Source organism: Georgenia sunbinii (genome assembly GCF_036421875.1).
Taxonomy (GTDB): domain Bacteria; phylum Actinomycetota; class Actinomycetes; order Actinomycetales; family Actinomycetaceae; genus Georgenia_B; species Georgenia_B sunbinii.
On the sequence record NZ_JAZGOL010000003.1, the window covers coordinates 181,663 to 207,970 of the forward strand.

At 72.9% G+C, this 26,308-nt stretch carries 30 protein-coding genes; 1 reads left to right on the plus strand and 29 read right to left on the minus strand.

Going from position 1 to position 26,308, the window contains the following annotated elements:
- Positions 1-37 precede the first annotated feature (37 nt).
- The 10 genes from V2J52_RS08625 to V2J52_RS08670 all read right to left on the minus strand — a co-directional run bounded on the left by V2J52_RS08625 (position 38) and on the right by V2J52_RS08670 (position 8,961).
- A complete protein-coding gene (locus V2J52_RS08625) occupies positions 38-1,357 on the minus strand; it encodes a M50 family metallopeptidase (protein WP_331227285.1) in 1,320 nt (439 codons plus the stop codon).
- Positions 1,354-2,532, minus strand: a complete 1,179-nt coding sequence (gene dxr, locus V2J52_RS08630; RefSeq protein ID WP_331227286.1) for a 1-deoxy-D-xylulose-5-phosphate reductoisomerase — start codon at positions 2,530-2,532, stop codon at positions 1,354-1,356. Before dxr ends, V2J52_RS08625 begins: the two co-directional genes overlap by 4 nt.
- Positions 2,529-3,077 carry a DivIVA domain-containing protein gene (locus tag V2J52_RS08635; RefSeq protein ID WP_331227287.1) on the minus strand — a complete coding sequence of 183 codons (549 nt, stop codon included), beginning with the start codon at positions 3,075-3,077 and terminating at the stop codon, positions 2,529-2,531. Before V2J52_RS08635 ends, dxr begins: the two co-directional genes overlap by 4 nt.
- Complete coding sequence (gene rlmN, locus V2J52_RS08640; RefSeq protein WP_331227754.1) at positions 3,074-4,231, minus strand: dual-specificity RNA methyltransferase RlmN; 1,158 nt, start codon at positions 4,229-4,231, stop codon at positions 3,074-3,076. Before rlmN ends, V2J52_RS08635 begins: the two co-directional genes overlap by 4 nt.
- A gap of 29 nt (positions 4,232-4,260) precedes the next feature.
- Positions 4,261-5,097 carry a phosphatidate cytidylyltransferase gene (locus tag V2J52_RS08645; protein WP_434056415.1) on the minus strand — a complete coding sequence of 279 codons (837 nt, stop codon included), beginning with the start codon at positions 5,095-5,097 and terminating at the stop codon, positions 4,261-4,263.
- 96 nt (positions 5,098-5,193) lie between these two features.
- Entirely contained in the window at positions 5,194-5,751 is a 558-nt protein-coding gene (frr, locus tag V2J52_RS08650; protein ID WP_331227289.1) for a ribosome recycling factor, read from the minus strand.
- Complete coding sequence (gene pyrH, locus V2J52_RS08655) at positions 5,748-6,569, minus strand: UMP kinase (RefSeq protein WP_331227290.1); 822 nt, start codon at positions 6,567-6,569, stop codon at positions 5,748-5,750. The genes frr and pyrH overlap by 4 nt, the downstream gene beginning before the upstream one ends.
- Before the next feature lie 16 nt (positions 6,570-6,585).
- Positions 6,586-7,410, minus strand: coding sequence for a translation elongation factor Ts (tsf, locus tag V2J52_RS08660; RefSeq protein WP_331227291.1), 825 nt, complete (start codon positions 7,408-7,410; stop codon positions 6,586-6,588).
- A gap of 30 nt (positions 7,411-7,440) precedes the next feature.
- Positions 7,441-8,514 (minus strand): 30S ribosomal protein S2, encoded by a 1,074-nt coding sequence (gene rpsB / locus V2J52_RS08665; protein WP_331227292.1) that lies wholly within the window; start codon positions 8,512-8,514, stop codon positions 7,441-7,443.
- Positions 8,515-8,772: 258 nt separating this feature from the next.
- The gene (locus tag V2J52_RS08670) at positions 8,773-8,961 is read right to left on the minus strand and encodes a hypothetical protein (protein WP_331227293.1); all 189 of its coding nucleotides are present in this window, start codon (positions 8,959-8,961) and stop codon (positions 8,773-8,775) included.
- Positions 8,962-9,050: 89 nt separating this feature from the next.
- Between V2J52_RS08670 and V2J52_RS08675 the strand changes: the two genes are divergently transcribed.
- Positions 9,051-9,632 (plus strand): M23 family metallopeptidase, encoded by a 582-nt coding sequence (locus V2J52_RS08675; protein ID WP_331227294.1) that lies wholly within the window; start codon positions 9,051-9,053, stop codon positions 9,630-9,632.
- Positions 9,633-9,842: 210 nt separating this feature from the next.
- On the opposite strand, the gene V2J52_RS08680 is transcribed toward V2J52_RS08675, so the two are convergent.
- The 19 genes from V2J52_RS08680 to ffh form a co-directional block, all read right to left on the minus strand.
- Entirely contained in the window at positions 9,843-10,766 is a 924-nt protein-coding gene (locus tag V2J52_RS08680) for a tyrosine recombinase XerC (RefSeq protein ID WP_331227295.1), read from the minus strand.
- Between the two features lie 71 nt (positions 10,767-10,837).
- Positions 10,838-12,025 carry a DNA-processing protein DprA gene (dprA, locus tag V2J52_RS08685; protein ID WP_331227296.1) on the minus strand — a complete coding sequence of 396 codons (1,188 nt, stop codon included), beginning with the start codon at positions 12,023-12,025 and terminating at the stop codon, positions 10,838-10,840.
- Positions 12,018-13,547 (minus strand): YifB family Mg chelatase-like AAA ATPase, encoded by a 1,530-nt coding sequence (locus tag V2J52_RS08690; protein ID WP_331227297.1) that lies wholly within the window; start codon positions 13,545-13,547, stop codon positions 12,018-12,020. The genes dprA and V2J52_RS08690 overlap by 8 nt, the downstream gene beginning before the upstream one ends.
- The gene (locus V2J52_RS08695) at positions 13,548-13,910 is read right to left on the minus strand and encodes a YraN family protein (RefSeq protein ID WP_331227298.1); all 363 of its coding nucleotides are present in this window, start codon (positions 13,908-13,910) and stop codon (positions 13,548-13,550) included. It lies immediately after the preceding gene.
- A 122-nt stretch (positions 13,911-14,032) separates the two neighbouring features.
- On the minus strand, positions 14,033-14,338 hold the full coding sequence (locus V2J52_RS08700) for a DUF2469 domain-containing protein (protein WP_331227299.1): 306 nt from the start codon (positions 14,336-14,338) through the stop codon (positions 14,033-14,035).
- Positions 14,339-14,345: 7 nt separating this feature from the next.
- A complete protein-coding gene (gene rnhB / locus V2J52_RS08705) occupies positions 14,346-15,068 on the minus strand; it encodes a ribonuclease HII (RefSeq protein WP_331227300.1) in 723 nt (240 codons plus the stop codon).
- A 57-nt stretch (positions 15,069-15,125) separates the two neighbouring features.
- Entirely contained in the window at positions 15,126-15,929 is an 804-nt protein-coding gene (lepB, locus tag V2J52_RS08710) for a signal peptidase I (RefSeq protein WP_331227301.1), read from the minus strand.
- 78 nt (positions 15,930-16,007) lie between these two features.
- Complete coding sequence (gene rplS / locus V2J52_RS08715; protein WP_331227302.1) at positions 16,008-16,361, minus strand: 50S ribosomal protein L19; 354 nt, start codon at positions 16,359-16,361, stop codon at positions 16,008-16,010.
- 176 nt (positions 16,362-16,537) lie between these two features.
- Positions 16,538-17,923, minus strand: coding sequence for a tRNA (guanosine(37)-N1)-methyltransferase TrmD (trmD, locus tag V2J52_RS17035; protein ID WP_434056397.1), 1,386 nt, complete (start codon positions 17,921-17,923; stop codon positions 16,538-16,540).
- Positions 17,924-17,926: 3 nt separating this feature from the next.
- Positions 17,927-18,430: a ribosome maturation factor RimM gene (gene rimM, locus V2J52_RS08730; protein ID WP_331227303.1), complete on the minus strand. Its 504-nt coding sequence runs from the start codon at positions 18,428-18,430 to the stop codon at positions 17,927-17,929.
- 104 nt (positions 18,431-18,534) lie between these two features.
- Positions 18,535-18,774, minus strand: a complete 240-nt coding sequence (locus V2J52_RS08735) for an RNA-binding protein (protein WP_331227304.1) — start codon at positions 18,772-18,774, stop codon at positions 18,535-18,537.
- Positions 18,764-19,240, minus strand: coding sequence for a 30S ribosomal protein S16 (rpsP, locus tag V2J52_RS08740; protein WP_331227305.1), 477 nt, complete (start codon positions 19,238-19,240; stop codon positions 18,764-18,766). The genes V2J52_RS08735 and rpsP overlap by 11 nt, the downstream gene beginning before the upstream one ends.
- A 196-nt stretch (positions 19,241-19,436) precedes the next feature.
- Positions 19,437-20,237 carry an ABC transporter permease gene (locus V2J52_RS08745; protein ID WP_331227306.1) on the minus strand — a complete coding sequence of 267 codons (801 nt, stop codon included), beginning with the start codon at positions 20,235-20,237 and terminating at the stop codon, positions 19,437-19,439.
- A complete protein-coding gene (locus V2J52_RS08750; protein WP_331227307.1) occupies positions 20,234-21,157 on the minus strand; it encodes an ABC transporter ATP-binding protein in 924 nt (307 codons plus the stop codon). The genes V2J52_RS08745 and V2J52_RS08750 overlap by 4 nt, the downstream gene beginning before the upstream one ends.
- Position 21,158: 1 nt before the next feature.
- The gene (locus tag V2J52_RS08755; RefSeq protein WP_331227308.1) at positions 21,159-21,917 is read right to left on the minus strand and encodes a hypothetical protein; all 759 of its coding nucleotides are present in this window, start codon (positions 21,915-21,917) and stop codon (positions 21,159-21,161) included.
- A complete protein-coding gene (locus V2J52_RS08760; protein WP_331227309.1) occupies positions 21,914-22,795 on the minus strand; it encodes an ABC transporter ATP-binding protein in 882 nt (293 codons plus the stop codon). Before V2J52_RS08760 ends, V2J52_RS08755 begins: the two co-directional genes overlap by 4 nt.
- Positions 22,792-23,154 carry a GntR family transcriptional regulator gene (locus tag V2J52_RS08765; RefSeq protein ID WP_331227310.1) on the minus strand — a complete coding sequence of 121 codons (363 nt, stop codon included), beginning with the start codon at positions 23,152-23,154 and terminating at the stop codon, positions 22,792-22,794. Before V2J52_RS08765 ends, V2J52_RS08760 begins: the two co-directional genes overlap by 4 nt.
- A gap of 413 nt (positions 23,155-23,567) precedes the next feature.
- Positions 23,568-24,662, minus strand: coding sequence for an amidohydrolase family protein (locus tag V2J52_RS08770; RefSeq protein WP_331227311.1), 1,095 nt, complete (start codon positions 24,660-24,662; stop codon positions 23,568-23,570).
- Position 24,663: 1 nt separating this feature from the next.
- Positions 24,664-26,232 carry a signal recognition particle protein gene (gene ffh, locus V2J52_RS08775; RefSeq protein ID WP_331227756.1) on the minus strand — a complete coding sequence of 523 codons (1,569 nt, stop codon included), beginning with the start codon at positions 26,230-26,232 and terminating at the stop codon, positions 24,664-24,666.
- Positions 26,233-26,308 lie beyond the last annotated feature (76 nt).

A 26,308-nucleotide genomic window follows, 5' to 3' on the forward strand; every position in this document is an offset into this window, starting at 1 on the left:
TATCACCCAGATCGCTGCGCGGCACACGACGCACGGCTCATCCGGTGAGGGTGACGGGACGGACGATGTCGGCGTAGGCGAGCAGCAGGCTCATGCCGAGCATCGCGACGACGACGACGTACGTCAGCGGCAGCGCCCGCGCGACGTCCACCGGGCCGGGGTCGGGCCGGCCGCGCAGCCGGGCGAGCCGCCGCCGCAGCCCCTCCCACAGCGCGCCGGCGACGTGACCGCCGTCGAGCGGGAGCAGCGGGATGAGGTTGAACATGAACAGCGCGAGGTTGAGCGAGGCGAGCAGCCCGAGCATGTCCGCGGTGCGCTCGGCGAGCCCGTAGTCGGCGCCCTCGAGGGAGGCGATCTCCCCGGCGAACCGGCCCACCCCGACGAGGCCGACCACCCCGGGGTCCCTCTCCTCCTCGCCGAAGGCAGCCTGGGCGACGTCGACGAGCCGTTGCGGCAGGGTGAGGACGACCCGGCCGGTCGCCACGACGGCGTCCCAGGCGTAGCCGGGCACCTCGGCCGGCGACTGACGCACGAGCGCTGCCGTCGGGCCGATGCCGACGAACGGCGCGGGCGCTGTCACCGGCTCGCCGGCGGAGTCCAGCCGGACCTCGCCGTCGTCGACGACGGGCCGTTCCACCATCGCGGCGCTGACGGTGAGCGGCACCCGCTGACCGTCCCGCTCGACGACCACCGGCACCGCGCCGGTCCCGGCGTCGGCGATGGCGGCCCGGACGTCGTCCCAGTCCTGGGTGGGCACCCCGTTCCACGACAGCACGGTGTCGCCGGCCAGCAGTCCGGCCCCGGCTCCCGGGGCCGACGAGCCGGCCGGGCAGCCGGCCTCGAGCCCGGTCCCGTCCTCGGTCTCGAGGCACTCCTGCACGTTGCCGAGAGTGCGGGTGAACGCGGGCGTGCCGAAGCCGACGAGGATGACGGCGATGAGGACGACGGCGATGAGCAGGTTCATCACCGGCCCGCCGAGCATGACGACGAGCTTCTTCGGCACGCTCAACGCGTAGAAGGTGCGGTCCTCCTCCCCCGGCAGGACCTCTGCCTGGGAGTACTCGCGGGCCTCCTCGACGAGCGTGGCCCGGCCCGACGGCTTGCGGCGCACCGGGGTGCCGGCGCGCGCCGGCGCGTACATGCCGACCATCCGGACGTAGCCGCCGAGCGGCACGGCCTTGACGCCGTACTCGGTCTCCCCGCGGCGCACCGACCACAGGGTCTTGCCGAAGCCGACGAAGTACTGGCTGACCTTGACCCCGAAGCGCTTGGCGGGCAGCAGGTGCCCGACCTCGTGCAGCGCGATCGAGAGCATGAGGCCGACGACGAGGACGAGTACCCCGACCAGGAAGCTCATCGTGCCGACACCAGCTGCCGGGCGCGGGCGCGTGCCTCGCGCTGGGCCTCGTGCAGCCCGGCGAGGTCGAGACGGTCGGCGGGCACGCCGTCGTGCTCGGCGAGCACCTGCTCGATGACCTCGGTGATGCCGAGGAAGGACAGCGCGCCGGCCCGGAAGGCGGCGACGCACTCCTCGTTGGCGGCGTTGAGCACCGCCGGGTGGGTGGCCGAGGCTGCCGCGGCCTGCCGGGCGAGCCGGACGGCCGGGAAGGTGTCCTCGTCGAGCGGCTCGAAGGTCCACGCGGTGGGCTCGTCCCAGCGGCACGGAGCGACCGCCTGCTGCGACGGTCGCTGCGGCCAGGACAGCGCGAGCGCGATCGGCAGCCGCATGTCCGGCGGTGAGGCCTGGGCGATGGTCGACCCGTCGGTGAACTCGACCATCGAGTGGACGACCGACTGCGGGTGGACGACGACGACGATGTCGTCGGTGGGAACGTCGAACAGCAGGTGCGCCTCGATGAGCTCGAGGCCCTTGTTCACCAGGGTGGCGGAGTTGATGGTGATGACCGGGCCCATCTGCCAGGTCGGGTGGGCCAGCGCAGACGCGGCGGTGATGTCGCGCAGCTCGGCGCGGGTACGGCCCCGGAACGGCCCGCCGGAGGCGGTGAGGACCAGCCGGGCGACCTCGTGGGAGGCGCCCGAGCGCAGCGCCTGCGCCATCGCGGAGTGCTCGGAGTCCACCGGCACGATCTGGTCCGCGTCGCGCCGGGCGGCCCGGACGAGCGCGCCGCCGACGACGAGCGACTCCTTGTTCGCCAGCGCCAGCCGCGACCCGGCCCGCAGCGCGGCGAGCGTCGGCTCGAGGCCGACGGACCCGGTGATCGCGTTGAGCACCACGTCGCTGCCGGCGCCGGCGAGCTCGGTCATCGCCGCCGGGCCGACGAGGACGTCGACGGCGGGGGCCGGCCGGCCGCGCTCGGCGGCCACCGCGGCGACGGCGTCCCGCACGTCCTGGGCGTCACCGGTGGCGACGGCGACGACCGGGACGTCGTGGTCGAGCACCTGCTCGGCCAGCGTCCGCAGCTGGTGCCCCCCGGCGCCGAGCGCGGCGACCGCCACGCCCTGCTGCGCGACGACGTCGAGCGCCTGGGTGCCGATCGAACCGGTGGCACCCAGCAGCGTGAGGGTGGTCATTCGACGGCCAGCAGGACCTCGACGGCACGGTCGAGGTAGGCGTCGACCGGCCCCTCGGCATAGGCGTTGGCGGCCCGGGCCGACGGGAAGATGGCGGCGCGCAGCTCGGCGGCGCTGAGGTCGGCGTCGGCGTCGAAGTAGCCGATGAGCCGGTCCATGACGGCGTCGACGGCCTCCCGCTGGTAGCCCTTGCCGGACTCCGGCGGCGCGAACCGCTCACCGGCCGGCCGCACCAGCCGGGGGTAGAGCGTGGTGGCGAGGTCAGCGACCTTGTCCATCCAGGCCTGCTGCCCCTGGCCGCCGATGAAGCTGTCCCGGCGGCGCTGCACGAGCGCCGCCTCGAGGCGGTCGAGCGCGGCGTCGACGGCGACCGTGCTGTACCCGGCGCGGACGAGGTCGAAGGCCACCGAGCGAACGTCGTGCTCGGTCAGCGGCTCGGCGGTGCCCCCCTCGTAGTCGGCGCGGGCGCGGGCGAAGAAGGCGTCGACCTGCTCGCGGTCGTACCCGGTCGACATCCGGCCCGCGGCCGGGAACAGCGTGGTCATCGCGGCGGCTCCTCCCCCTTCGGGGCCGAGCGGGCGAGCGACTCGGCGGCGAGCTGGCCGCACGCGCCGTCGATGTCGCTGCCGCGGGTGTCGCGCACCGTCGTCGGGATACCGGCGCGGCGCAGCGTGCGCACGAAGGTGTCCTCGACCTCCGGGTCCGAGGCGGTCCACTTCGAGCCCGGCGTCGGGTTGAGCGGGATCGGGTTGACGTGCACCCAGCCCTTGCCACGCTTGGTGAGCTCGTCGGCGAGCAGCTGGGCCCGCCACGCGTGGTCGTTGATGTTGCGGATGAGGGCGTACTCGATGCTCACCCGGCGGCCGGTGGCCTCGAAGTAGCGGCGGGCCGCGTCGAGCAGCTCACCGACCTTCCAGCGGGAGTTGATCGGGATGAGGTCGTCGCGCAGCTCGTCGTCCGGGGCGTGGAGCGAGACCGCGAGGGTGACCGGCATGCCCTCCGCGGCGAGCTTGTCTATCGCCGGCACGAGACCGACCGTGGAGACCGTGACGTTGCGGGCGGACAGCCCGAATCCGGCCGGCGACGGCTCGACCATCCGGCGCACCGCGCCGACGACCGCCTTGTAGTTGGCCAGCGGCTCGCCCATCCCCATGAACACGATGTTCGTCAGCCGGGTCTCGCCGCCGGCGAGGAGCCCGTCACGGCACGCGGCCGAGGCCAGCCGGACCTGCTCGACGATCTCGGCGGTCGAGAGGTTGCGGGTCAGTCCCTGCTGGCCGGTGGCGCAGAACGGGCAGGCCATCCCGCAGCCGGCCTGGGAGGAGACGCACAGCGTCGCCCGCGACGAGTAGCGCATGAGCACCGACTCGACCTTGGCGGCGTCGTGCAGGCTCCACAGCGTCTTACGGGTCGCACCGCCGTCGGCGGCCATCGTGTGGACGTCGGTGAGCAGCTCCGGCAACAGCTCGGAGACCAGCTCCGGGCGGCCGTCGGCCGGCAGGTCGCTCATCTCGAGCTCGTCGCGGGTCAGGTGGGTGAAGTAGTGGCGCGACAGCTGGTCCGCGCGGTACCCGGGCAGGTCCTTGTCGACCAGTGCCTGGGCGCGCTCAGCGCGGGTGAGGTCCGCGAGGTGACGCGGCGGCTTGGAGGGGAGAGGGGCGGGGGAGTGGTGGTGGCCATAGGGATGCGATTCTTCCAGATGTTGCTGAGGATCTGCTGATCGGCAGGTCAGCCGACGAGCGTGGTGAGCAGGAGGTAGCTGGCGGGGGCGGTCATCAGCAGCGAGTCGAGGCGGTCGAGCACCCCGCCGTGACCGGGCAGCAGGCTACCCATGTCCTTGAGGCCGAGGTCCCGCTTGAGCAGGGACTCGGCGAGGTCGCCGAGGGTCGCGGTGACCACCGCCACCGCGCCGACGAGCAGCCCGACCCACCACGGTGCGTCGAGCGCGAGCACGGCCATCGCCGATCCGACGGCGCAGGCGAGGACGAAGGACCCCGCCAGGCCCTCCCACGACTTCTTGGGGCTGATCGACGGTGCCAGCGGGTGACGGCCGAGCAGCACCCCGGCGATGTAGCCGCCGGTGTCGTTGGCGACCGCGCAGAGGATGAAGGTCAGGACCAGCCACGGCCCACGGTCGTGGCTGAGGAGCAGGACCGCGAAGCCGGCGAGCACCGAGACGTAGCAGGCGCCGAGCACCCCGGCACAGGCGTCACGCAGCGCGTCAGGCCCACCGCCGTCGAGCACCCGCCACACGAACACGCCGCCGGCGGTCAGGAAGAACGCGACGAGCATCGCGTCGGTGCCGGCGGCGTAGGCCGAGACGATGATGCCGGCGTTGCCCACCCACAGCGGCAGCAGCGGGACCGTGATGCCGCGGGCCGCGACGGCCCGGGCAAACTCCCACAGCCCGCCGCTGGTGGCGACCAGTGCGAGGACGACGAACGCCTCCGCGCGGACGAACAGGCTCAGGCCGAGGACGGCGAGCAGCCCGAGCCCGACGCCGATCGCCGCGGGCAGGTTGCGCCCGGCGCGGCTGGTCACCTCGGGCGCGGGCTTGGGCGCCACCGGGGGCACGAGTGGCTGCCGCGCGAGCTCGGCCGCCTCTCGCAGCTGGCGTCGCGTCGGGGACGGCCCTCCCTCACTGATGCTCACACCGACCGCTCAGACCTCGAGCAGCTCTCGCTCCTTGCCGCCGAGCAGCTCGTCGACGGTCTCGACGTGCTGCTTGGTCAGCGACTCCAGCTCCTTCTCGGCGCGGTCGACCTCGTCCTCGCCGGCCTCGCCATCCTTCTTCAGCCGGTCGAGGTCCTCCTTGGCGCGGCGCCGGACGCTGCGGATGGAGATCCGTGCGTCCTCGGCCTTGGTCCGGGCGAGCTTGACGTAGTCCCGGCGCCGCTCCTCGGTGAGGACCGGCAGCGTGATGCGGATGACGTTGCCGTCGTCGGTCGGGTTCACCCCGAGGTTCGACTCCCGGATGCCCTTGACGATCGCGGCGGTGGCGCCGCGGTCGTACGGGGTGATGAGCACGGTGCGGGCCTCGGGGATGGTGAGCGACCCGAGCTGCTGGAGCGGGGTCGGGGCGCCGTAGTAGTCGACGAGGATGTTCGTGAACATCCCCGCGTTCGCGCGGCCGGAGCGGATGTTCGAGAAGTCCTCGCGCGCCACCTCGACAGCCTTGTCCATCTTCTCCTCGGCCTCGAGGAGGATCTCGTCGATCACCGCTGCTCCTTCGTCTCGTCCACGTCCGCCTGGTCGGCGTCGGTCGGTCCGGCCTCGACGGCGGGTCCGCCGTCGACCGTGACCAGTGTGCCAATCTTGTCACCCAGCAGCGCGCGCGTGACGTGGCCCGGGGTGGTCATGCCGAACACTCTCATGTTGAGACCGTTGTCCATGCACAGCGAGAACGCCGCGGCGTCCACCACGCGCAGGCCACGCTGCAGCGCGTCGCCGTAGGTCACGTGGCGAAGCAGCCGGGCGTCGGGCTCGAGGCGCGGGTCGGCGGTGTAGACGCCGTCGACACCGTTCTTGCCGACGAGCACCTCGACGCAGTGGGTCTCCAGCGCGCGCTGCGCGGCGACCGTGTCGGTGGAGAAGTACGGCATCCCGGCGCCGGCGGCGAACACGACGACGCGCCCCTTCTCCAGGTGCCGGATGGCACGCAGCGGGATGTAGGGCTCGGCGACCTGGCCCATGGTGATGGCGGTCTGCACCCGGGTGCGCACCCCGGCCTGCTCGAGGAAGTCCTGCAGCGCGAGGGCGTTCATCACGGTGCCGAGCATGCCCATGTAGTCGGCGCGGGACCGGTCGATGCCGCGCTCGGAGAGCTCGGCGCCGCGGAAGAAGTTGCCGCCGCCGACGACGATCGCGATCTCGACGCCGGTGCGCGAGGCCTCAGCGATCTCCCGGGCGACCCCGGCGACGATGTCGGCGTCCAGACCGATGGCGCCACCACCGAAGACCTCGCCGGACAGCTTGAGCAGGACGCGGCGGGCAGCCGGCGTGTCGGTGGTCCCCGCAGGGACGAGGTGATCGGTCATGGGTGCCTCCGGATGGTCATGCACCGGTGGCCCCGGCCCGTGCGGGCCGAGCCTCGACGATCTTGCCGACCGTCGACTTCGGGTCACGCGCGAAGGGCTGGTCCAGCAGGACGACCTCCTTGAAGAAGCCACCGACACGACCCTCGATGATCTTCGGCAGCGCGGCCTCCGGCTTGCCCTCGTTGCGCGAGGTCTCCTCGGCGATCCGACGCTCGCCGGCGACAGTCTCCTCCGGGACGTCCTCACGGGTGAGGAAGCTCGGGGAGAACGCCGCGATGTGCATCGCGACGTCCCGGGCGACCTCTGCCGCGGCGGCATCGGTGGCCACGAGCACGCCGACCTGCGGGGGCAGGTCCTTGGCGGTGCGGTGCAGGTAGCTCGTCACCTTCTCGCCCGAGACACGGACGACCCGGCGCACGACGAGCTTCTCGCCGAGGGTCGCGGCGGTCTCCGAGACCAGCTCGCCCACGGTGGTGTCACCGGTGGGGGCGGCAAGCAGTGCCTCGACGTCTGCGGCGCCGGTGGCGACCGCGGCGGCGAGCACCTTGTCGGCGAGCGCGACGAAGATCTCGTTCTTTGCGACGAAGTCCGTCTCGGAGTTCACCTCGACGAGGACGCCGGTCTCGCCGTCGCCGTCGGCGACGACCTCGACCGCGACGAGGCCGTCGGAAGCGGCCCGGTCCTCACGCTTGGCCACGCCCTTGAGCCCCTTGACGCGGATGATCTCCAGCGCCTTCTGCGAGTCGCCGTCGGCCTCGTCGAGGGCCTTCTTGACGTCGAGCATGCCGGCGCCGGTCTTCTCGCGCAGGGCCTTGATGTCAGCGGCTGTGTAGTTCGCCATGTGCAATCTCTCCGGAGTGTTGAGGGTGGCTCAGGCCTGGTCGGCTGCGGGCTTGTCCGCGTCGGCGGGTGCCTCAGCGGCTTCCGCGGGTGCTTCAGCGGCCTCGGCGGGTGCCTCGGCGGCCTCCGCTGCGGCCTCGGCGGCCGGCGCGTTGTCCGCGGTCTGCGTGGCGTCGGCGCTCTGGGCGTCGAGCACCGGGGCAGGAACCTCGGCGGTGTCGGCGGCCTCCGCGACGTCGACGGCCTCGTTGGTGGTGCCGGCGACGTGCTGCGCGGCCTCGACCGCGGCGTCAGGCTGCTCGGCGGCGGCCGGCGAGGCCTGGTCGCTCTGCGTGGCCTCGTGGGTGGCGAGGAGCTCGCGCTCCCACTCGGCGAGCGGCTCGGCCTCGGTCGGAGCGGCGCCGCCGCTGCCACCGTGACGGACGACGAGGCCCTCGGCCGCGGCGTCGGCGATCACGCGGGTGAGCAGGCCGACCGCGCGGATCGCGTCGTCGTTGCCGGGGATGCCGTAGTCGACCTCGTCCGGGTCGCAGTTGGTGTCGAGGATCGCGACGACCGGGATGTTGAGCTTGCGCGCCTCGGCAACCGCGAGGTGCTCCTTCTTGGTGTCGACGATCCACACCGCCGACGGCACCTTGACCATGTCGCGGATCCCGCCGAGCGTGCGCGTGAGCTTGTCCTTCTCGCGGCGCTGCATGAGCAGCTCCTTCTTGGTGAAGGAGCTGGCGGCGACGTCGTCGAAGTCGACCTGCTCGAGCTCCTTGAGGCGCTGCAGACGCTTGTTGACGGTCGCGAAGTTGGTGAGCATGCCACCGAGCCAGCGCTGGTTGACGTAGGGCATGCCCACGCGTGCGGCCTGCTCGGCCACGGCCTCCTGCGCCTGCTTCTTGGTCCCGACGAACAGGATGGTGCCGCCGTGGGCGACCGTCTCCTTGACGTACTCGTAGGCACGGTCGATGTCGGTCAGCGACTGCTGGAGGTCGATGATGTAGATACCGTTGCGCTCGGTGAAGATGAAGCGCTTCATCTTCGGGTTCCAGCGGCGGGTCTGGTGCCCGAAGTGGACGCCGCTCTCGAGGAGCTGGCGCATGGTGACGACGGCCATGGCTCGTCCTTTCTCGGTGCGAGGTGTCCTCGCACGTCGGGCGCGCCGTACCGGCGGGAGGCCCGTCTCGGTCGGCACGCAGTTCGGTTGTTCGCATCCGGTCAGGTGACCGCTGCGCCTGGTGCTCACGACCACCGGCACCCGCGGTGAAGCGGGACCTTGCCGGCGAGCCTCGTCGAGCTGGGTCGGGATGAACCGACTGCGCGACGACATGTGGGCACGCGATGTCAGCCGGATGACTCCGGCTGCGCGGCAATCCTACCGCACCCCCGCCCCGCCCCCTCGCGCCGACAGCAGAGTTGTCCCCCACACCACACCTGGCGCCGACAGCGGGATTGTCCGCGAGAGCAGACTTGTCCCCGACAGCGGGATTGTCCGCGAGAGCAGACTTGTCCCCGACAGCGGGATCGTCGCCGACAGCGGGATTCTCCACGCGTGCTCCCGCACGTTGCTCCACAGCTGCCCGGGCAGTCACGGCGCCCACCCGAGCACCGACGCCGCAAGCGGGCTCGATGTGGCAGCACGATGATCGTCCGATGGGTATGTGGACGGCAGTCGCGACCGGGACGGCCCTGCTCGCGGTGGGCGGCGCGCTGCTGCTGGGGCACCAAGGCGACCGCGACCTCGCGACGTCGTCGACGGTCGAGCTGGCGCGGGCTACCGTCCCCGCCACCGCACCTGACAGCCGTGGCCGGTCGATCTACGACTGGCCGACAGGCGGCGCTGTACCGCTCGTCCGGGGCTTCGACGGCCCGGACGTCCCGTGGGCAGCGGGCCACCGAGGCGTCGATCTCGAGCTCGATGACGGCGCGCCGGTGCTGGCAGCGGCGGACGGCGTCGTCGCGTTCGCCGGGCGGGTGGTTGACCGGGGCGTCGTCTCCATCGATCACGACGACGGCGTACGAACAACGTACGAGCCCGTCGAGGCGGAGGTGGTCCGGGGCCAGCACGTGTCGCGGGGCGACGTCGTGGGTCGGCTGGCGGGCCGGAGCCACTGCGCTCCGACGTCGTGCCTCCACTGGGGGGCCCGCCTCGGCAAGGACGACTACATCGACCCGATGGCGCTGCTCCGCGACGAGGTAGTGATCCGGCTGCTGCCGGGGCACGGACGTCCCTGACTACGTCGAGCCGAGCCTCCCAAGAACGTTTCCGGGATCACTCTGCGCGCGTCGACAACTCTGCTCTCGGCGAGAAGCCTGCTCTCGCAGACAAGTCTGCTGTCGGCGAGAAGTCTGCTCTCGCGGACAAGTCTGCTCTCGGCGAGAAGTCTGCTCTCGCAGACAAGTCTGCTGTCGGCGAGAGGTCTGCTGTCGCGGACGGTGGGGAAGTCAGGCGCGGGGGTGGGCTTGGCGGTAGGCGGCGCGCAGCCGCTCGGGGGTGACGTGGGTGTAGCGCTGCGTCGTCGCGAGCGAGGAGTGGCCGAGGACCTCCTGGACGGTGCGCAGGTCGGAGCCGCCGGCGAGCAGGTGGGTCGCGGCGCTGTGCCGCAGCCCGTGCGGGGCGAGGTCGCGCACGCCGGCGAGCGCGGTGAGCGCGTGGACCCGCTCGCGCACCGCCCGGACGCCGAGCCGCCCGCCGCGGGCGCCGAGGAACACCGCCGGCGGCGAAGCGGCGGTGGCCAGCGCTGGCCGGCCGTGGTCGAGCCACTGCCCGAGCGCGCCGTCGGCCGGGATCCCGTAGGGCACCACCCGTTCGCCGCCCCCCTTGCCGAGCACCCGCACGGTGCGTTCGGGCCGGTCGACCGCTCCGAGGTCGATCCCGACGAGCTCGCTCACCCTCACTCCGGTGGCGTAGAGCATCTCGAGCGCCGCCCAGTCGCGCAGTGCTGCCGGGTCGCCGTCATCGGCCAGCCGTGCCGCGACCTCGAGGAGGGTCGTGGCCTCCCCGACGTCGAGCACCTCGGGGACCCGCTTGTCCGGCCGGGGGCTCTGCAGCCGGGCGCCGACGTCCTCGGTGAGATGGCCCTGCCGGTGGGCCCACGTGCTGAACGCGCGGGCTGCCGCGGCGCGGCGCGCGATGGTGGCGCGCGACCGGCCGGCGCGGGACTGCTCGGCGAGCCAGCGGCGCAGCGCGGTGAGGTCGAGCTCGGCGAGGTCCACGGTGGGCTGACCGCCGTCGTCGTCCTCACGGGCGATGGTCGCCAGCAACGACCGGGTGTCGCCGAGGTAGGCGCGCACGGTGTGCTCGGACAGGCTCCGCTGCAGCGCGAGATGGCGCCCGAAGGCGTCGAGGAGTCCGTCGAGGTGCGCCATCCCCCCACCGTGCCGCGCGCATGCCCGCGACGTCGGCCCCCACGCCGGTGGCGGGCGTAGCCGGCTGCGGCTCACCGGTCGTCACGGGCCCGCCGCCAGCCGCTGCCGTGCCGTTGCACCTCGCCCGCCAGCTCGAGCCGACCGAGGCCGGACCGCACCTCCTCCGGGCTGAGCCCACCGGCGCGCGCCAGGCTCTGCGGCGTCGCCGCACCACGCGCCGGCATCGCGTCGAGCAGCCGGCCGGCCACCGGGTCGAGGCCGTCGAGCAGGCCCGGCGCGACCGCCGGCTCGGTAGGCAGGTGGTCGCCGATCGGGGCGAGCAGCTCGAGGACCTCCGCGGCATCGGTGACGCACACCGCGTCGCTCTCGCGCAGCAGCCGGTGGCAGCCGGCCGACGCCATCGAGGTGACCGGACCGGGCACCGCGGCCACCGGTCGCAGCAGGCCGGCCGCGTGGTTGGCGGTGTTCAGCGCCCCCGAGCGCCACGCGGCCTCGACGACGACGCAGACCTGCCCGAGGGCGGCGATGAGCCGGTTGCGCTGGAGGAAGCGCCAGCGGGTAGGAGCACTGCCCGGCGGGAATTCCGCGACGACGAGCCCGTCGTCGAGGATCCGCTCGAGCAGCGCGGTGTTGCCCGCCGGGTAGAGCCGGTCCACGCCCCCGGCGAGCACCGCACAGGTCGGTGCGTCCCGGCTGAGCGCGCCGCGGTGGGCGGCGGCGTCGATGCCGTAGGCGCCACCCGAGACGACGACGACGCCACTGCCGGCCAGCCCGCTCGCCAGCTCGGCCGCGACGTGCTCGCCGTAGCCGGTGCTGGCCCGGGCACCGACGACCGCCGCCGTCCGGCGCAGGTCGGTCAGCCGGCCGTGCCCGCGCAACCACAGCGCCGCGGGTGCGGCGGCCCCGAGATCGTCGAGCGCTGCCGGCCACTGAGGCTCGGCCGGGACGACCAACCGCCCACCGAGAGAGGCGAGGACGTCGAGCTCACGGCGGATGTCGAGGTCGGGCAACCGGGGCAGCCAGCGGGCCACCGACTGCGACCAGCGCGCCTGAGAGGCCTCGCCAGCGCTCATCCAGGACGGCCGGGCAGCCGCGGCGGCCGGGCCCTGACGCGCCGCGTGGCACAGCCAGTCGAGCGCGCCGGACGCCCCGAGGGCGGCTCGCAGCAGCCCGGCCGCCAGGTCGCCCGCCTCGGCGAGCCGCGTCCACGCCGCCGCCGCGAGACGCTCATCGGTGACGTCGAACGGCAGGTCAGCCATAGCTCGCTCCTCGCGTCCGCAGGCTCATCGCGCCGCCGATCTCGTCGAGCCCGGGCTGGGCGACGCCGGCCAGGTCGGCCAGCGTCCACGCCAGGCGCAGCACCCGGTCCATGCCGCGCAGGCTGAGGGTGCCGGCGTCCAACGCCCGTTCGAGCGCCACCCGCGGACCGTCGCCGAGGCCGTGCTCGGAGGACCGCAACCAGCCACCGGGCACCTCGGCGTTGGTGCGCCACGGGGTCTGTGCCCACCGGTCCTGCTGGACCTGCCGCGCGCGCCGTACCCGGGCGGCGACGTCGGCGCTGCTCTCCGCCGTCGTCGAGAGCTCCGCGCGGGTGACGGCGGGGACGTCGAGCTGGATGTCGACCCTGTCCAACAGTGGTCCGGACAGCCTCGCGAGGTAGCGGCGGCGCACCAACGGCGAGCACGTGCACCGCAACCCCTTGCCGGAGGCCTGGCCGCACGGGCAGGGATTGGCGGCGAGCACCAGCTGGAACCGGGCGGGATACCGGGCGGCGCCGCGGGCGCGGTGGATGACGAGCTCGCCATTCTCCAGGGGCTGGCGCAGCGAGTCGAGGACGCGCCGCTGGAACTCCGGCGCCTCGTCGAGCAGCAGCACCCCGCGGTGCGCACGGGAGGCCGCTCCCGGCCGCGGGACGCCCGAGCCGCCGCCGACGACGGCCGCCGCCGTCGCGGTGTGGTGCGGGTCCTCGAACGGTGGTCGGCGCAGGAGGCCGGCGGCGGGGTCGAAGGTGCCGGCCACTGAGTGGATCGAGGTGACCTCCAGCGCGGCGTCGTCGTCGAGGTCAGGCAGGATGCCGGGCAGCCGGGCGGCGAGCATGGTCTTGCCCGCCCCGGGCGGCCCGACGAGGAAGAGGTGGTGCCCGCCGGCCGCCGCGACCTCGAGCGCGAACCGGGCGTCGGGCTGGCCGAGGACGTCGGCGAGGTCGGCGTCGAGTTGCGGGGGCGGCGGCGCGGCCGGCACCGGGGCGGGCGGCGCGGGCGCAGCGACGTCGAGGCCGTAGTCGCGCGCCAGCTCGGCGAGGTGGTGGACGCCTCGCACACGGGCGCCGGGAACGAGCCGCGCCTCGGCCAGGTTCCCGGCCGGGACGACGACGTCGCGCCGGCCGGCGGCCACTGCCGCGGCGACCGCCGGCAGCACGCCGCGGACCGGGTGGATGCGGCCGTCGAGGCCGAGCTCGCCCAGGTGGACCGAGCGGCCGGCCACCGCTGCCGCGGGCAGCCCGGACGCCAGCAGGCAGGCGACCGCGACGGCGAGGTCGAAGCCCGAGCCAGCCTTCGGCAGCGATGCCGGGGAGAGGTTGACGGTGCGGCGCCGGGCCTCCCACGGCAGCTCGCTGGAGGTCACCGCGGCGCGCACCCGCTCCTTGGCTTCCGACAGCGACGCGTCGGGCAGCCCGACGATGATGAACGCCGGCAGCCCGTTGGCCACGTGCGCCTCGACCTGGACGAGGTGGCCCGCCACGCCGACCAGTGCCACCGACCAGGTGCGCCCGAGCCCCACTCAGCCCACCGCCCGCAGGTGCTCGACGAGCGCCGGCCGACCCGGTCGCGGCCACACCGCGACGACGTCGATGCGGACCTGCCCGGCATGCGTGGCGTGCTCGGTCAGCCACCGGCCGGCCAGCCGTCGCAGCCGGCCGAGCTTGGCGGGCGTCACCGCCTCGGCGGGGTGCCCGAAGCGCATGCCGCTGCGGGTCTTGACCTCGACGAAGGCGATCGCGCCGTCCTGCGGGTCGCGGGCGACGATGTCGATCTCGCCCTCGCGGCAGCGCCAGTTGCGGGTGAGGATCTCGAAGCCGTCCGCCTCGAGCATGGCGGCGGCGATCCGCTCCCCCGCGGCACCGACCTCGTCCTTGGCGGCCACCGGCCATCACCTCCGCGACCAGCGTCGCGCAGGCGCCCGTCATGGCGACCGGCGGCGGGTGCCACCGGTGGACGGGCACGTCGTCGGGCGGTGCGGTGCAGCAACCCGCCCCGGCCAAGCGGTTAGGAGGGCAGGTTGAGCTCCGCCTTGGGCAGCTCCTCGACGTTGACGTCCTTGAACGTCACCACCCGCACCGACCGGACGAACCGCGCCGAGCGGTACACGTCCCACACCCAAGCGTCGCCGAGCGTCAGCTCGAAGAACACCTCGCCGCCCGCGGACCGCACCTGCAGGTCGACCTCGTTGGCGAGGTAGAAGCGGCGCTCGGTCTCGACCACGTAGGAGAACAGCCCCACGACGTCGCGGTACTCGCGGTAGAGGCCCAGCTCCAGGCCGGCCTCGTAGTTCTCCAGATCTTCAGCACTCACCGGTCCATCATGCCCCTTCGACGGCCAGCGCACGGCCAGCGAGCACCGCGGGCGCCGCCTCCCGGACGGGCAGCCGCCAGGACTGCCGGTGCCACGGCGTGGGGCCCATCGTCCGTAGCGCGGCGAGGTGCCCCGGCGCGGAGTAGCCCTTGTTGGATTCCCAGCCGTATGCCGCGTGCTGCGGCGCGAGGTCGACCATGAGCCTGTCGCGCTCGCACTTGGCCAGCACGCTGGCCCCGGCGATGACCGCGCAGCGCAGGTCGCCCTTGATCTCGGTGCGGACCGGCGGCGTCGCTGCCGGCTCACCGAGCCCGGCGAACAGGTCGACCGGCGGGGTGAGCCAGTCGTGGTTGCCGTCGAGCAGCACGATGTCGGGCACCAGGCCGGCGGTGGCGAGGGTCGCCAGCGCCCGGGTGCCGGCGAGGCGGAGCGCCGCGATGATGCCGATGGTGTCGATCTCGGCGGCGGCCGCGTGTCCGACGGCGCTGCCGACCGACCACCGCCGCACCGGCTCGCACAGCGCCTCGCGGGCCTGGGCGGTGAGCAGCTTGGAGTCGCGCAGCCCCCGCGGCAGCCGCCCGGTGGTCGCGTCGACGACGACGACACCGACGCTCACCGGCCCGGCCAGCGAGCCGCGGCCGACCTCGTCCATCCCGGCGACGAGGCGGTGCCCGGCGTCGAGCAGCTCACGCTCGAGGCGGCGGGTGGGTGGCGGAGCGACGGGTGGCACTCCCCCATCGTAGGAAGCCGCGGCGCCGGGTCAAACCTGCCCCGCCGGGACCGGCGCCTAGGGTGCCGGGACGGTGGCGAAGGTGTCGCCGGGGTTGCGCAGGATCGTCCAGTGGTCGGCCGGCCACATGATGAGGAAGGCGTTGCCGACGACGTTGCGCAGCGGCACGGCGCCGCCGCCCGGGTCGCCGGTGTGGGAGCGGGAGTCCTGGGAGTTGGAGCGGTTGTCGCCCATCAGCCACAGGTGCTCGTCGGGCACGGTCCGGGAGAACTCGCTGTTGCTGGGCTCGACGCCCGGCTTGAGGTAGGGCTCGTCGATGCCCACGCCGTTGACGGTGAGGCGGCCGTCGTCGTCGCAGCACGCGACGGTGTCCCCGCCGACGCCGATGACCCGCTTGATCAGGTGCTCCCCGGCATTCTGCGGCAGCAGCCCGATGAAGGTGAGGACCTCCTCGACCGTCTCCCGTACCGGTCCGCGGTCCACCGGCTGGTGGTCCAGCCAGCCGCCCGGGTCGACGAACACGACGACGTCGCCGCGGTTGACGTCCAGCGGCCCGGGGGTCAGCTTGCTCACCAGCACCCGGTCACCGACGGCGAGGGTGTCCTCCATCGAGCCGGACGGGATGAAGAACGCCTGGACGAGGAAGGTCTTGATGAGGATTGACAGCACCAGCGCGCTGACGACGACGATCGCCGTCTCGCGCAGCATCCCTCCCTTGCGGCGGGCCGGCTTGGTGGTGCGGGCCTCGCCGGCGGCGGCGGCCGACGTCGCGTCGTCCTCGCCGCGCAACCGGTCCCGGTCGCGTCGCGGGATGGCAGAAGGAACGCCGTCGGCCTGTGCGTGCTCGTCCTCGTCCAACACGACCGCCGTTCTGCTGCTCGGAAACACCACTGCCCGGCTCGAACGAGCCGGGCAGTGGTCCATGTTACGGGAGGGGCGTCACTTCGCGGTGAAGCGCTTCTCGCGGATCTTGGCCTTCTTGCCGTGCAGGCCGCGCAGGTAGTACAGCTTGGCGCGGCGCACGTCACCCTGCGCGACGACCTCGATGTGGTCGATCGACGGGGAGTGCACCGGGAAGGTGCGCTCGACGCCGACGCCGAAGCTCACCTTGCGGATGCAGAAGGTCTCGCGGACGCCGGCGCCGTTGCGGGCGATCACGTGGCCCTGGAACACCTGGATACGCGACCGGCTGCCCTCGACGACCTTGACGTGCACCTTGAGGGTGTCGCCGGCCCGGAAGGCGGGGATGTCGTCGCGCAGCGATGCTGCGTCGACGTGGTCAAGGGTCTGCATAGTTGGTGTCCTTCCACCGGTGCCACAGGTCACCGGCGCTTCATTGTGGCAGCGCGGGGGCTGCCGAGGTCATTGGATGATGGTCATTGCCCTTGCGGTACCGGATCCCCTGAGGCAGACACGGCTCACGGACGAATGACCTGCCCATTCTGCCACACCGCGCCCGGGGCCCGGAACTATCGCGGCGTCGCAGCGGGCACTGTGCGGGACATCACGACGTCGTCTTGCGGCTCTCCCCCGACGACGAACTCTCGTCGGCCGGCAAAGCTGAACCCCTGCCGCTCGTAGAACCGCCGGGCCGGCCGGTTGGCGACGTTGGTGCCGAGCCACATGCTCACCATCGCGTGCTCCGCCGCGGCGGCGAGCGACGCCGCCACCAGGCGGCCGGCCAGCCCGCTGCCCTGCACCTCGGCGAGGACGTAGCACTTGCTCAGCTCGGCGACCGCGCCGGCCGCGGCTCCGGTCGGCGGCGGGGAGTCGAGCACCACCATGGTGTAGCCGAGCAGCTCACCGGTGGCCTCGTCGGCCGCGACCGTGACGATCCGCCGCGGGTCGGCGAGGTACCGGCGAAAGCTCGGCGCGTCGAGGTTGGCGGCGATGAAGTCGGCGATCGCGTCGGCGCCGAGCGTCGGCGGGCAGGCGAGGGGGAAGGTGACGGCGGCCAGCGCGGCCAGCGCGGCGGCGTCGTCGTCGGCCGCCGGACGGAGCGTCGCGCGCCGGGGGCCGGTCGGTGCGACGTACCAGCCGAGCCCGGCGAGCACCCGCCGGTCGGCGCGGTCGAGGTCGACGGGGGCGAGCGCCGCCAGCAGGTCGGGCCGGCGTGTCGCGGTGCGCTCGAGGGCGCGGTCGCGGCGCCACCGGGTGACGTTGCCGTGGTGGCCGGAGGTGAGGACGCCGGGGACCTCGTGGCCGCGCCAGCTCGGCGGCTTGGTGTAGACGGGGTACTCCAGCAGCCCGGCGGCACCGTGGGACTCCTCGACGAGCGACTCGGGGTTGCCGACGACGCCGGGCAGCAGCCGGGCGACGGCCTCGACGACGACGAGCGCGGCGACCTCGCCGCCGTTGAGCACGTAGTCACCGATCGACAGCTCACGGACGACGATGCCAGGCCGGGCGGCATACTCCTCGGCCACCCGGGCGTCGATGCCCTCGTAGCGGCCGCAGGCGAACACCAGCCGGTCAGCCCCGGCGAGCTCCTCGGCCATCCGCTGGCTGAAGACCTCCCCTGCCGGGGTGGGCACGACGAGGACGGTGCGCGCCTCGCGCGCCTGCCGGCCGTCGTCGTCGTCGGCGCCGAGGCTGTCGTCGTCGAGACTGCCGTCGTCGAGGCCGCCGTCGTCGAGGACCGCGTCGAGCGCGGTGCCCCACACGTCGGGGCGCATGACCATGCCGGCGCCACCGCCGAACGGGGTGTCGTCCACGGTGCGGTGCCGGTCGGTCGTCCAGTCCCGCAGGTCATGGACGGCGAGGTCGAGGACGCCGGAGCGGCGCGCCTTGCCCACGAGCGACAGCTCGAGCGCGGCGAGGTAGTCCGGGAAGATCGAGACGACGTCGATACGCACGGCTCAGTCCTCGTCGGCGGCGAGCAGTCCCCGGGGCGGGTCGAGGACGACGCGGCCGCCCGCGACGTCGACGACCGGCACGATCTCGGCGACGAACGGCACGAGGGTCCGCTGCCCGCCGGTCTCGGTGACGACGAGGACGTCTTGCGCCGGGTAGTGCTCCAGCGCTGCCACAGTGCCGATCGCTCGCCCGGCGGTGTCCTGGACGGCGAGGCCGACGAGCTCGTGGCGGTACCAGGCGTCGTCCTCGGGCTCCGCCTCGGCGAGCAGCAGAACCCCGCGCAGCTCCTCGACGGCGGTCCGGTCGGCCGCCTCGACGAACCGGACGTGCCAGGTGCCGCCCTGCTCGGTGCAGGTCGCGACGGTGAGCGGTCCGGCGTCGGCGGGGTCGGTGGTGAGCACGGCGCCGGGGGCGAGCCGGCCGGCGGGGTCGTCGGTGCGGATCTCTAGCCGCACGTCCCCACGCAGCCCGCGCGGCGCCCCGATACGAGCGACAACGAGTTCCATCTCAGGCTCCCTCTTCCCGCCCGGCTGGGCGAGGACGGCGGTGGGTGGGGACACGTGAGCCCTGGGTCGCCGGGGCGGCCCAGGGCTCACGTACGCGTGGTGCGTCAGTCGCGGTCGGTGTCGACGACGTCGACCCGGACCGGGCCGCGCGTCGACAGCGCGGAGACAACGGTGCGCAGCGCGCGGGCCGTGCGTCCCTGACGGCCGATGACACGGCCGAGGTCGTCGGGGTTGACCCGGACCTCGAGCAGCTCACCGCGACGCAGCGACCGGGAGGTGACGGTGACGTCGTCAGGACTGTCGACGACGCCGCGCACCAGGTGCTCGAGTGCGTCAGCCAGCATTGGTCTCGTCGGCGCTCTCGTCGGCGCCCTCGGCCGCGGCCTCCTCGACCGGTGCTGCAGCGGCGGCCTCGGCCGCGGCCTTGGCCTCGGCGGCCTTCGCCTTGCGCTTCTCGGCGTCGTCCTCGGCAGCCTTGACCGCGGCAGCCTTCGCCTCGGCGGCGGCCTCGGCCGAACCCGCCTTGGTGCGCAGGGTGCCCTCGGCGCCCGGCAGGCCCTTGTGCTTCTGCCAGTCGCCGGTGATCTTGAGCAGCGCGGCGACCTGCTCGGAGGGCTGTGCGCCCACAGAGAGCCAGTACTGGGCCCGCTCGGAGTCGATGTCGATGAGCGACGGCTCCTCGGTGGGGTGGTACTTGCCGATCTCCTCGATCGCCCGGCCGTCGCGCTTGGCGCGCGAGTCCATGATGACGACGCGGTAGTACGGCGCGCGGATCTTGCCCATGCGCTTGAGACGGATCTTAACTGCCACTGTGGTGGACGCTCCTGGTTCAGATGGGTATGGCCCTTGCACGGTCCCGGTGGGTCGGTCACGTGATGAGGCCTTGACACGGCACCGTCAGGAGAGAGGGTCCCTCAGGTCCGAGTACAGCGGATCATTCTGCCAGAGATCCGGCGGCGGTGACACCTGCCTCCGGCGGCGCCCCCGCGACGTACCTCACACCGCGCTAGGACCAGCGGAACACCTTGGCGGTCAACGGGTAGACGACGACGGCGTAGCCCGCCATCACCGCCAGCTCCAGCCACGGCGTCGCACCGCCGAACCAGGCCGTGGTGAGGACCTGGCTCGCGGCTCCGAGCGGGGTGAAGGTCGCGATGGTCTCGAGCACGTCCGGCATGAGCGCGATCGGCAGCCACAGCCCGGCGAAGAACAGCATCGGGAAGTAGACGCCCATGCCGATCGCCGATGCGGTGCTGGCCTTGGGCGAGACGCCGGCGATGAGCAGCCCGACGGCGAACAGGGCGAGCGTGGCCAGCACGAAGCCGGCGACGGCGAGCAGCGGCTGCTGCGGCATCGGGATGTCGAGCAGGAGGGCCCCGGCCCCCACCGCGAGGACGATCGCCAGCACGGTGACGACGCCGCTGACCACCACGTGCGCGAGCAATACGCCCGCGGGGCGCATCGGCGTCGTCGACATCCGGCGGAACACGCCGTGCTCGCGGTAGCCGGCCACGTACGCGGGCAGAGTGGACAGCCCCACCGTGGCGACGGCCACCGCGACGACCACCGGTGCCCACAGGTGGATGAGCGGCATCCCGTCCAGACCGGTGCCCATATCGGTGACCGGCTCGGTCATCCCCGGGATGATCAGGCCCATCCCGAGCAGCAGCACGACCGGGAAGAACAGCGCGAAGAACACCGCGCCGGCATCGCGCCGGAACAGCGTGGCCTCGGTGCGGATGAGGGTGCCCAGGCCACGGCGGCCGGGGCGCGACGCGGTGGCGAGGGGGCTGGTCGTCGTGGTCATGATCCGGCTCCTTGCGTGGTGAGTTCTCCGGTGAGGTCGAGGAACACGTCCTCGAGGTTGTGGCTGACGGTGTTGATCTCGTCGGGGACGATGTCGTGGCGGGCCAGCTCCAGGACGACGGCGGGCAGCACGGTGCGGCTGCCGGTGACCTCCACCGACCCGCCGTGGGCGACGGCCCGGCTGACCTCCGGCAGCGCCCGGATGACGTCGAGGTCGATCTGCCGGTCGGTGGTCATCCTGAAGGTGCGCTCCTCGCCCGAGCGGGCGGCGAGCGTCGCCGGGGCGCCCTCGGCGACCACCCGGCCGTTGTCGATGATGATGACGCGGTCGGCGAGGTGCTCGGCCTCGTCCATGAAGTGGGTGACGAGCAGGACGGTCACCCCGCGCTGGCGGACCTGGTCGATGAGCGCCCAGGTCTCGCGGCGCGCCTGCGGGTCGAGCCCAGTGGTGAGCTCGTCCAGCACCGCGATCCGCGGGTTGCCGACGAGCGCCAACGCGATCGACAGCCGCTGCTGCTGGCCGCCGGAGAGCTTCTCGAAACGCTTGTCCCGGTGGTCGGCGAGCCCGAGCGACTCGAGCAGCTCGTCGCCGTCGGCCGGGGCGGCGTAGAACGACGCGTACAGCGCGACGGCTTCGGCCACTGTGATCTTGGCCGGCAGCTTGGCCTGCTGCAGCTGGATCCCGACGTGCTCGCGGATGCGCTCGGGATGCCGCTGCGGGTCGACGCCGAGCACCCGGATGGTGCCAGAGTCGATGGCGCGCAGGCCGGTGAGCGCCTCGACGGTCGTCGTCTTCCCGGCGCCGTTGCGGCCGAGGATGCCGACGATCTCGCCGGGGTGGACGTCGAAGCTGACGTCGTCGACGGCGACCGTGGTGCCGTAGGTCTTGCGGAGGTTGCGAACCTCGATGATGGGTTGCATGTCATGACTCCTTCCGGGCGATGGGGACGTTGCGGGCCAGCAGGACGAAGGCGAACCCGCCGGCGAGGATGAGGACGACCGTGACGACGGTCCCGAAGGTCGGCGTGAGGACCCAGGAGCCGAACGTCAGCTGGGTGTCGCCCCCGAGGAACGTCACGGCGAGCGCCGGCAGCACCGTCAGCGGGAGCGCCAACGTGCCCCACCAGCCGCCGGCTCGGTAGTAGGCCATCCCGACGAGCAGGCCGGCGACGGCGCCGCTGAGGCAGGCGAGGGTGTAGTCGAGCAGCATCGGTCCGAATCCTTGCTGCCACACCCCCGCTGCCGCGTCGGCACCCGAGGTGGCGTCGTGCGCCCACCCCATGGCGTCGTAGACGGCGCCCTCGGCGAGCACCGCGAGGCTCATCGGCACGGAGAAGAGCAACGAGCCGAGCAGCGCCGCCAGCAGCGCGCCGCGGATGGCGGACCGACGGGTCAACCCGTTGGCGACGTGGAACGGCAGGTAGCCGGTCGTGACGATGACCGCCACCGCGAACAGCATCCAGATGCCCGGCCCGTTGCGGACGAACTGCAGGATCGAGACGTCGACGGTGCCGACGCGGTCGGTGATCAGCAGGATGACGACGGTCGCGGGCAGCACGATCGCCCACATCCACACCCCGAGGAAGGCGTAGACCTGCAGGTACCACTTGCTGCTCCGGGCCCACTGCGGGGCGGTGGAGCTGATGCGGCCACCCAGCCGCGGGGTCGTCGCGGGACTCATGAGCGGGCCTCCTTCTCGGTGAGAGCGATGAACATGTCCTGGATCGGCACCGCGCCGACCTCCAGCCCCGCGGCGGCGAGCGCCGCCCGGGTCGCGCCGTCGAGATCACCGACGACAGTCACCTGCTTGGTGGGGCCCAGCGCCCGCTCGCTCAGCACCCGCAGGTGCCGGACCGCGTCGTCGACCCGGCCAGCCGGGCCGGTGATCGTCGCGCCCTGGCCGCGGAGGTCCTCGGCGTCCGCGGCGAGCAGCACCCGGCCGCGGTCGAGGACGACGACGCGCTCGAAGAGCTGCTCGACCTCGCTGATGAGGTGGCTGGAGAGGATGATCGTGCGCGGGTGCTCGACGTAGTCGACGAGGAGCAGGTCATAGAACCGCTGCCGCGACGGGGCGTCCATGCCGAGGTAGACCTCGTCGAACATGGTCACCGGCGCCCGGGAGGCGAGCCCGATGACGGCGCCCAGTGCCGAGCGCTGGCCGCGCGACAGCCTGCTCGGCTTCTTGCGGACGTCGAGCTCGAAGGCGTCGAGCAGCTCCTCGGCGTAGGCCTGGTCCCAGTGGGGCCGGGCGGCGGCGACGAAGCCCAGGGTGGCCTTCATCTTCTCCTCACCGAGCACGTCACCGCTCTCGCGGATGAGGGCGACCTGCCCCATGAGGTGCTCGTCCTCGTACGGGTCGCGGCCGTCGACGAGGACGGTGCCGCGGGTGGGACGCCGCAGCGACGCGATCGCGGAGAGCATCGTCGTCTTGCCCGAGCCGTTGCGCCCGAGCAGGCCGGTGATGGTGCCGGCGGGGAAGCTCGCCGTGACGCCGTCGACGGCCTTCGTGTCGCCGAAGTGCACGCCGAGGTCGCGCAGCTCGATGTCGAGGCCGGTCATGCGCCGGCTCCCTTCTGCTCGATGTAGCGGACGAGCTCGGCGGGGCCGATGCCGAGCATCCTGGCCTCGTCGAGGACCGCGTCCACGTGGTCCGTGAAGAACGCACCCCGGCGCCGCTCGCGCAGCCGCTCCCGGGCGCCGTCGGCGACGAACATCCCCACTCCTCGTTGCTTGTAGATGACGCCCTCGTCGACCAGCAGCGTGAACGCCTTGGCCGCGGTGGCGGGGTTGATCCGATACGTCGTGGCGAACTGCGTGGTGCTCATCACCTGGTCGCCCTCGTTGAGCGTGCCGGTGAGGACCTGGCTGCGCAGGTGCTCGGCGATCTGCAGGTAGATCGATTCAGGACCGTCGAACATCTCCCACCTCGGCTCGTTGGTTCATTACTTGACTAATGAACCACAGAGCCTCCTCGAGTGTCAAGCACTCCCCCACCCGCCCCGTCACCACCCCGCCGACAGCAGGATTGTCCGCACCCCCCCATCACCGACAGCGGGGCTGTCCGCACCCCCATCACCGACAGCGGGGTTGTCCGCACCCCCATCACCGACAGCGGGGTTGTCCGCACCTTCGGAGCCCACAGCAGGCTCGTGGGCCACGTCGGTCCTCGATGCCAAACCCTGCCCGCGTGGACAATCCCGCTGTCGGCGAGAAGTCTGCTGTCGGCGAGAAGTCTGCTGTCGGCGAGAAGTCTGCTGTCGAGGACAAGTCTGCTGTCGGGGACAATCCCGCTGTCGCGGGCAAGTGTGCTGTCGAGGGACAGGACCTGGGGTCAGTAGCGGGTGCCGCGGAGGATGACGGCGAGCGGGCTGGCGAGCACGGTGATGTCCTCGCGGGGGTCCTCGGCGTAGACGACGACGTCGGCGGAGGCGTTCTCGGCGATGCCCGGCACGCCGAGGGTCTCGCGGGCGCGCCAGGAGGCCGCGGCGACGACGTCGCCCAGCGGCACGCCTGCCCTGGCCACCTCGGCCAGCTCGGCGGGCAGCGAGCCGTGGGCGATGGTGCCACCGGCGTCCGAGCCCATGAGCAGCGGCACGCCGGCCTCGTGGAGGGCCAGCACCTGGGCGTAGCGGTTCTCGTGCATGGCGCGCATCCGGGCGGCGTACACCGGGTACCGGGTGCCGGCCTGCTCGGCGAAGTCGGCGAAGCTGCCGACCTGCAGCAGGGTGGGCGTCACCGGGATGCGCCGCCGGGCCGCCTCGGCGATGTGGTCGGCCGTCATCCCGGTGCCGTGCTCGATGCCGTCGATGCCGGCGTCGAGGAGGTCGTCGATCACCTCGCGGGAGAAGGCGTGCGCGGTGACCTTGGCGCCGTTCTCGTGAGCGGCGGCAATCCCCTCGGCCAGCAGCGCGGCGGGCCACAGCGGGCGGAGGTCGGAGTCGGCGCCGTCGGCGCGGTCGATCCAGTCGGCGACGATCTTCACCCAGCCGTCGCCGGCGCGCGCCTCCTGCGCCATCGCCTCGGGCAGCTGGGCGACGTCGTCGAGGTCGCGGCCGTAGTCGCGCAGGTACCGCTTGGGCCGCGCCAGGTGCCGCCCGGCACGGATGAGCCGCGGCAGGTCCTCGCGCTGCTGCACCCAGCGGGTGTCGACCGGCGAGCCGGCGTCACGCACGAGCAGCGTCCCGGCGTCACGGTCGGCCTTGCCCTGGACCTCGGCCTCCGCGTCGCTCACCCCACCGGCGAGACCGAGCCCGATGTGGCAGTGGACATCGACGAGCCCGGGCAGCACCCAGCCCTCGAGCCGCGTGGCACCGGTCGCGCCGGGCGGCGGGTCGAGCGTGAGGCGGCCGTCAGCAACCCAGAGCTCGTCGAGCTCGGCGTCGTCCCCGAGGACGATCGTCCCGGTCAGGTGCAGCGGCCCGGTCATCTCAGCGCAGGAACTTCTGCAGCTCGTCGAGGTCGGGCAGCGGCGTTCCCCCGGGCTCGCCCTCCTTGCCACGCAGCCCGAAGGCGGAGCCCGCGGGTGCGGCCGGCTGCTCGTCGCCCCGGCTGGTGGCCTGCGCCTCCTGCTGCGCCCGCTTGGCGGGGTTGGCGGACTTGCCCTTCTTGCCGCGCTTGGGCGGCGGCGCCATCCGGCCGCGGGACTTCTTGCCGCCGCCGGGCAGGCCCCCCATGCCGGGCATCATCTTCCCGCCGGTGCGGGACATCTGCCGCATCATCGTCTTGGCCTGCTCGAAGCGCTCCATGAGCTGATTGATCTCGTTGACCGTGGTGCCCGAGCCGCGGGCGATCCGCGAGCGCCGCGAGCCGCTGATGAGCTTCGGGTTGTCCCGCTCGGCCGGGGTCATCGAGCGGACCATCGCCTCGATGCGGTCCACCTCGCGCTCGTCGAAGTTCTCCAGCGCCTCGCGCATCTGGCCCGCGCCCGGGAGCATCCCGAGCATCTTCTTCATCGAGCCCATCTTCTTCAGCTGCTGCATCTGGTCGAGGAAGTCCTGCAGCGTGAAGTCCTCACCGCCCGCGACCTTGGCGGCCATCCGCTCGGCCTCGTCGGAGTCGAAGGCCCGCTCGGCCTGCTCGATGAGGCTGAGGACGTCGCCCATGTCGAGGATGCGCGAGGCCATCCGGTCGGCGTGGAACCGCTCGAAGTCGGTGAGCTGCTCACCGGTGGAGGCGAACAGCACCGGCCGGCCGGTGACCTTGGCGACCGACAGCGCGGCGCCACCGCGGGCGTCGCCGTCGAGCTTGGACAGCACGACACCGGTGAAGTCGACGCCCTCGAGGAAGGCCTGGGCGGTGGTGACGGCGTCCTGGCCGATCATCGCGTCGAGCACGAACAGCGTCTCGTCCGGCTCGACGGCGTCGCGGATCGCGGCGGCCTGCGCCATCATCTCGGCGTCCACACCCAGCCGACCGGCGGTGTCGACGACGACGACGGAGTAGAGCTTGTCCTGCGCGTGCGCGAGCCCGGAGCGGGCGACGGCGACCGGGTCGCCGACCCCGTTGCCGGGCTCCGGCGCCCACACCGCCACCCCGGCGCGCTGCCCGACGATCTGCAGCTGTCCGACGGCGTTGGGCCGCTGGAGGTCCGAGGCGACCAGCAGCGGGGTGTGCCCCTGGTCCTTGAGCCACTTGCCGAGCTTGCCCGCCAGGGTGGTCTTCCCGGCGCCCTGGAGGCCGGCGAGCATGATCACCGTCGGCGGGCGCTTGGCGAAGTGCAAGTCACGGGCCTGGCCGCCGAGGATCTCGACGAGCTCCTCGTTGACGATCTTCACGACCTGCTGGCCGGGGTTGAGCGCGGCGGAGACCTCTGCGCCGCTGGCCCGCTCCCGCACCGCGGCGGTGAACTGGCGCACGACCGGCAGCGCGACGTCGGCCTCGAGCAGCGCGCGGCGGATCTCGGCGACGGTGGCGGCGACGTCCTGCTCGGAGAGCCCGCCCTTGCCGCGAAGGTTGCGGAAGGTGGCTGTCAGGCGATCAGAAAGGCTGGCGAACAAGGTGGTCCTCATGCTCGATGGGTCCGGTCAGACTCCCAGGGTATCCGCCGTGGCCGACGAGCGGCGACGTCGGGAG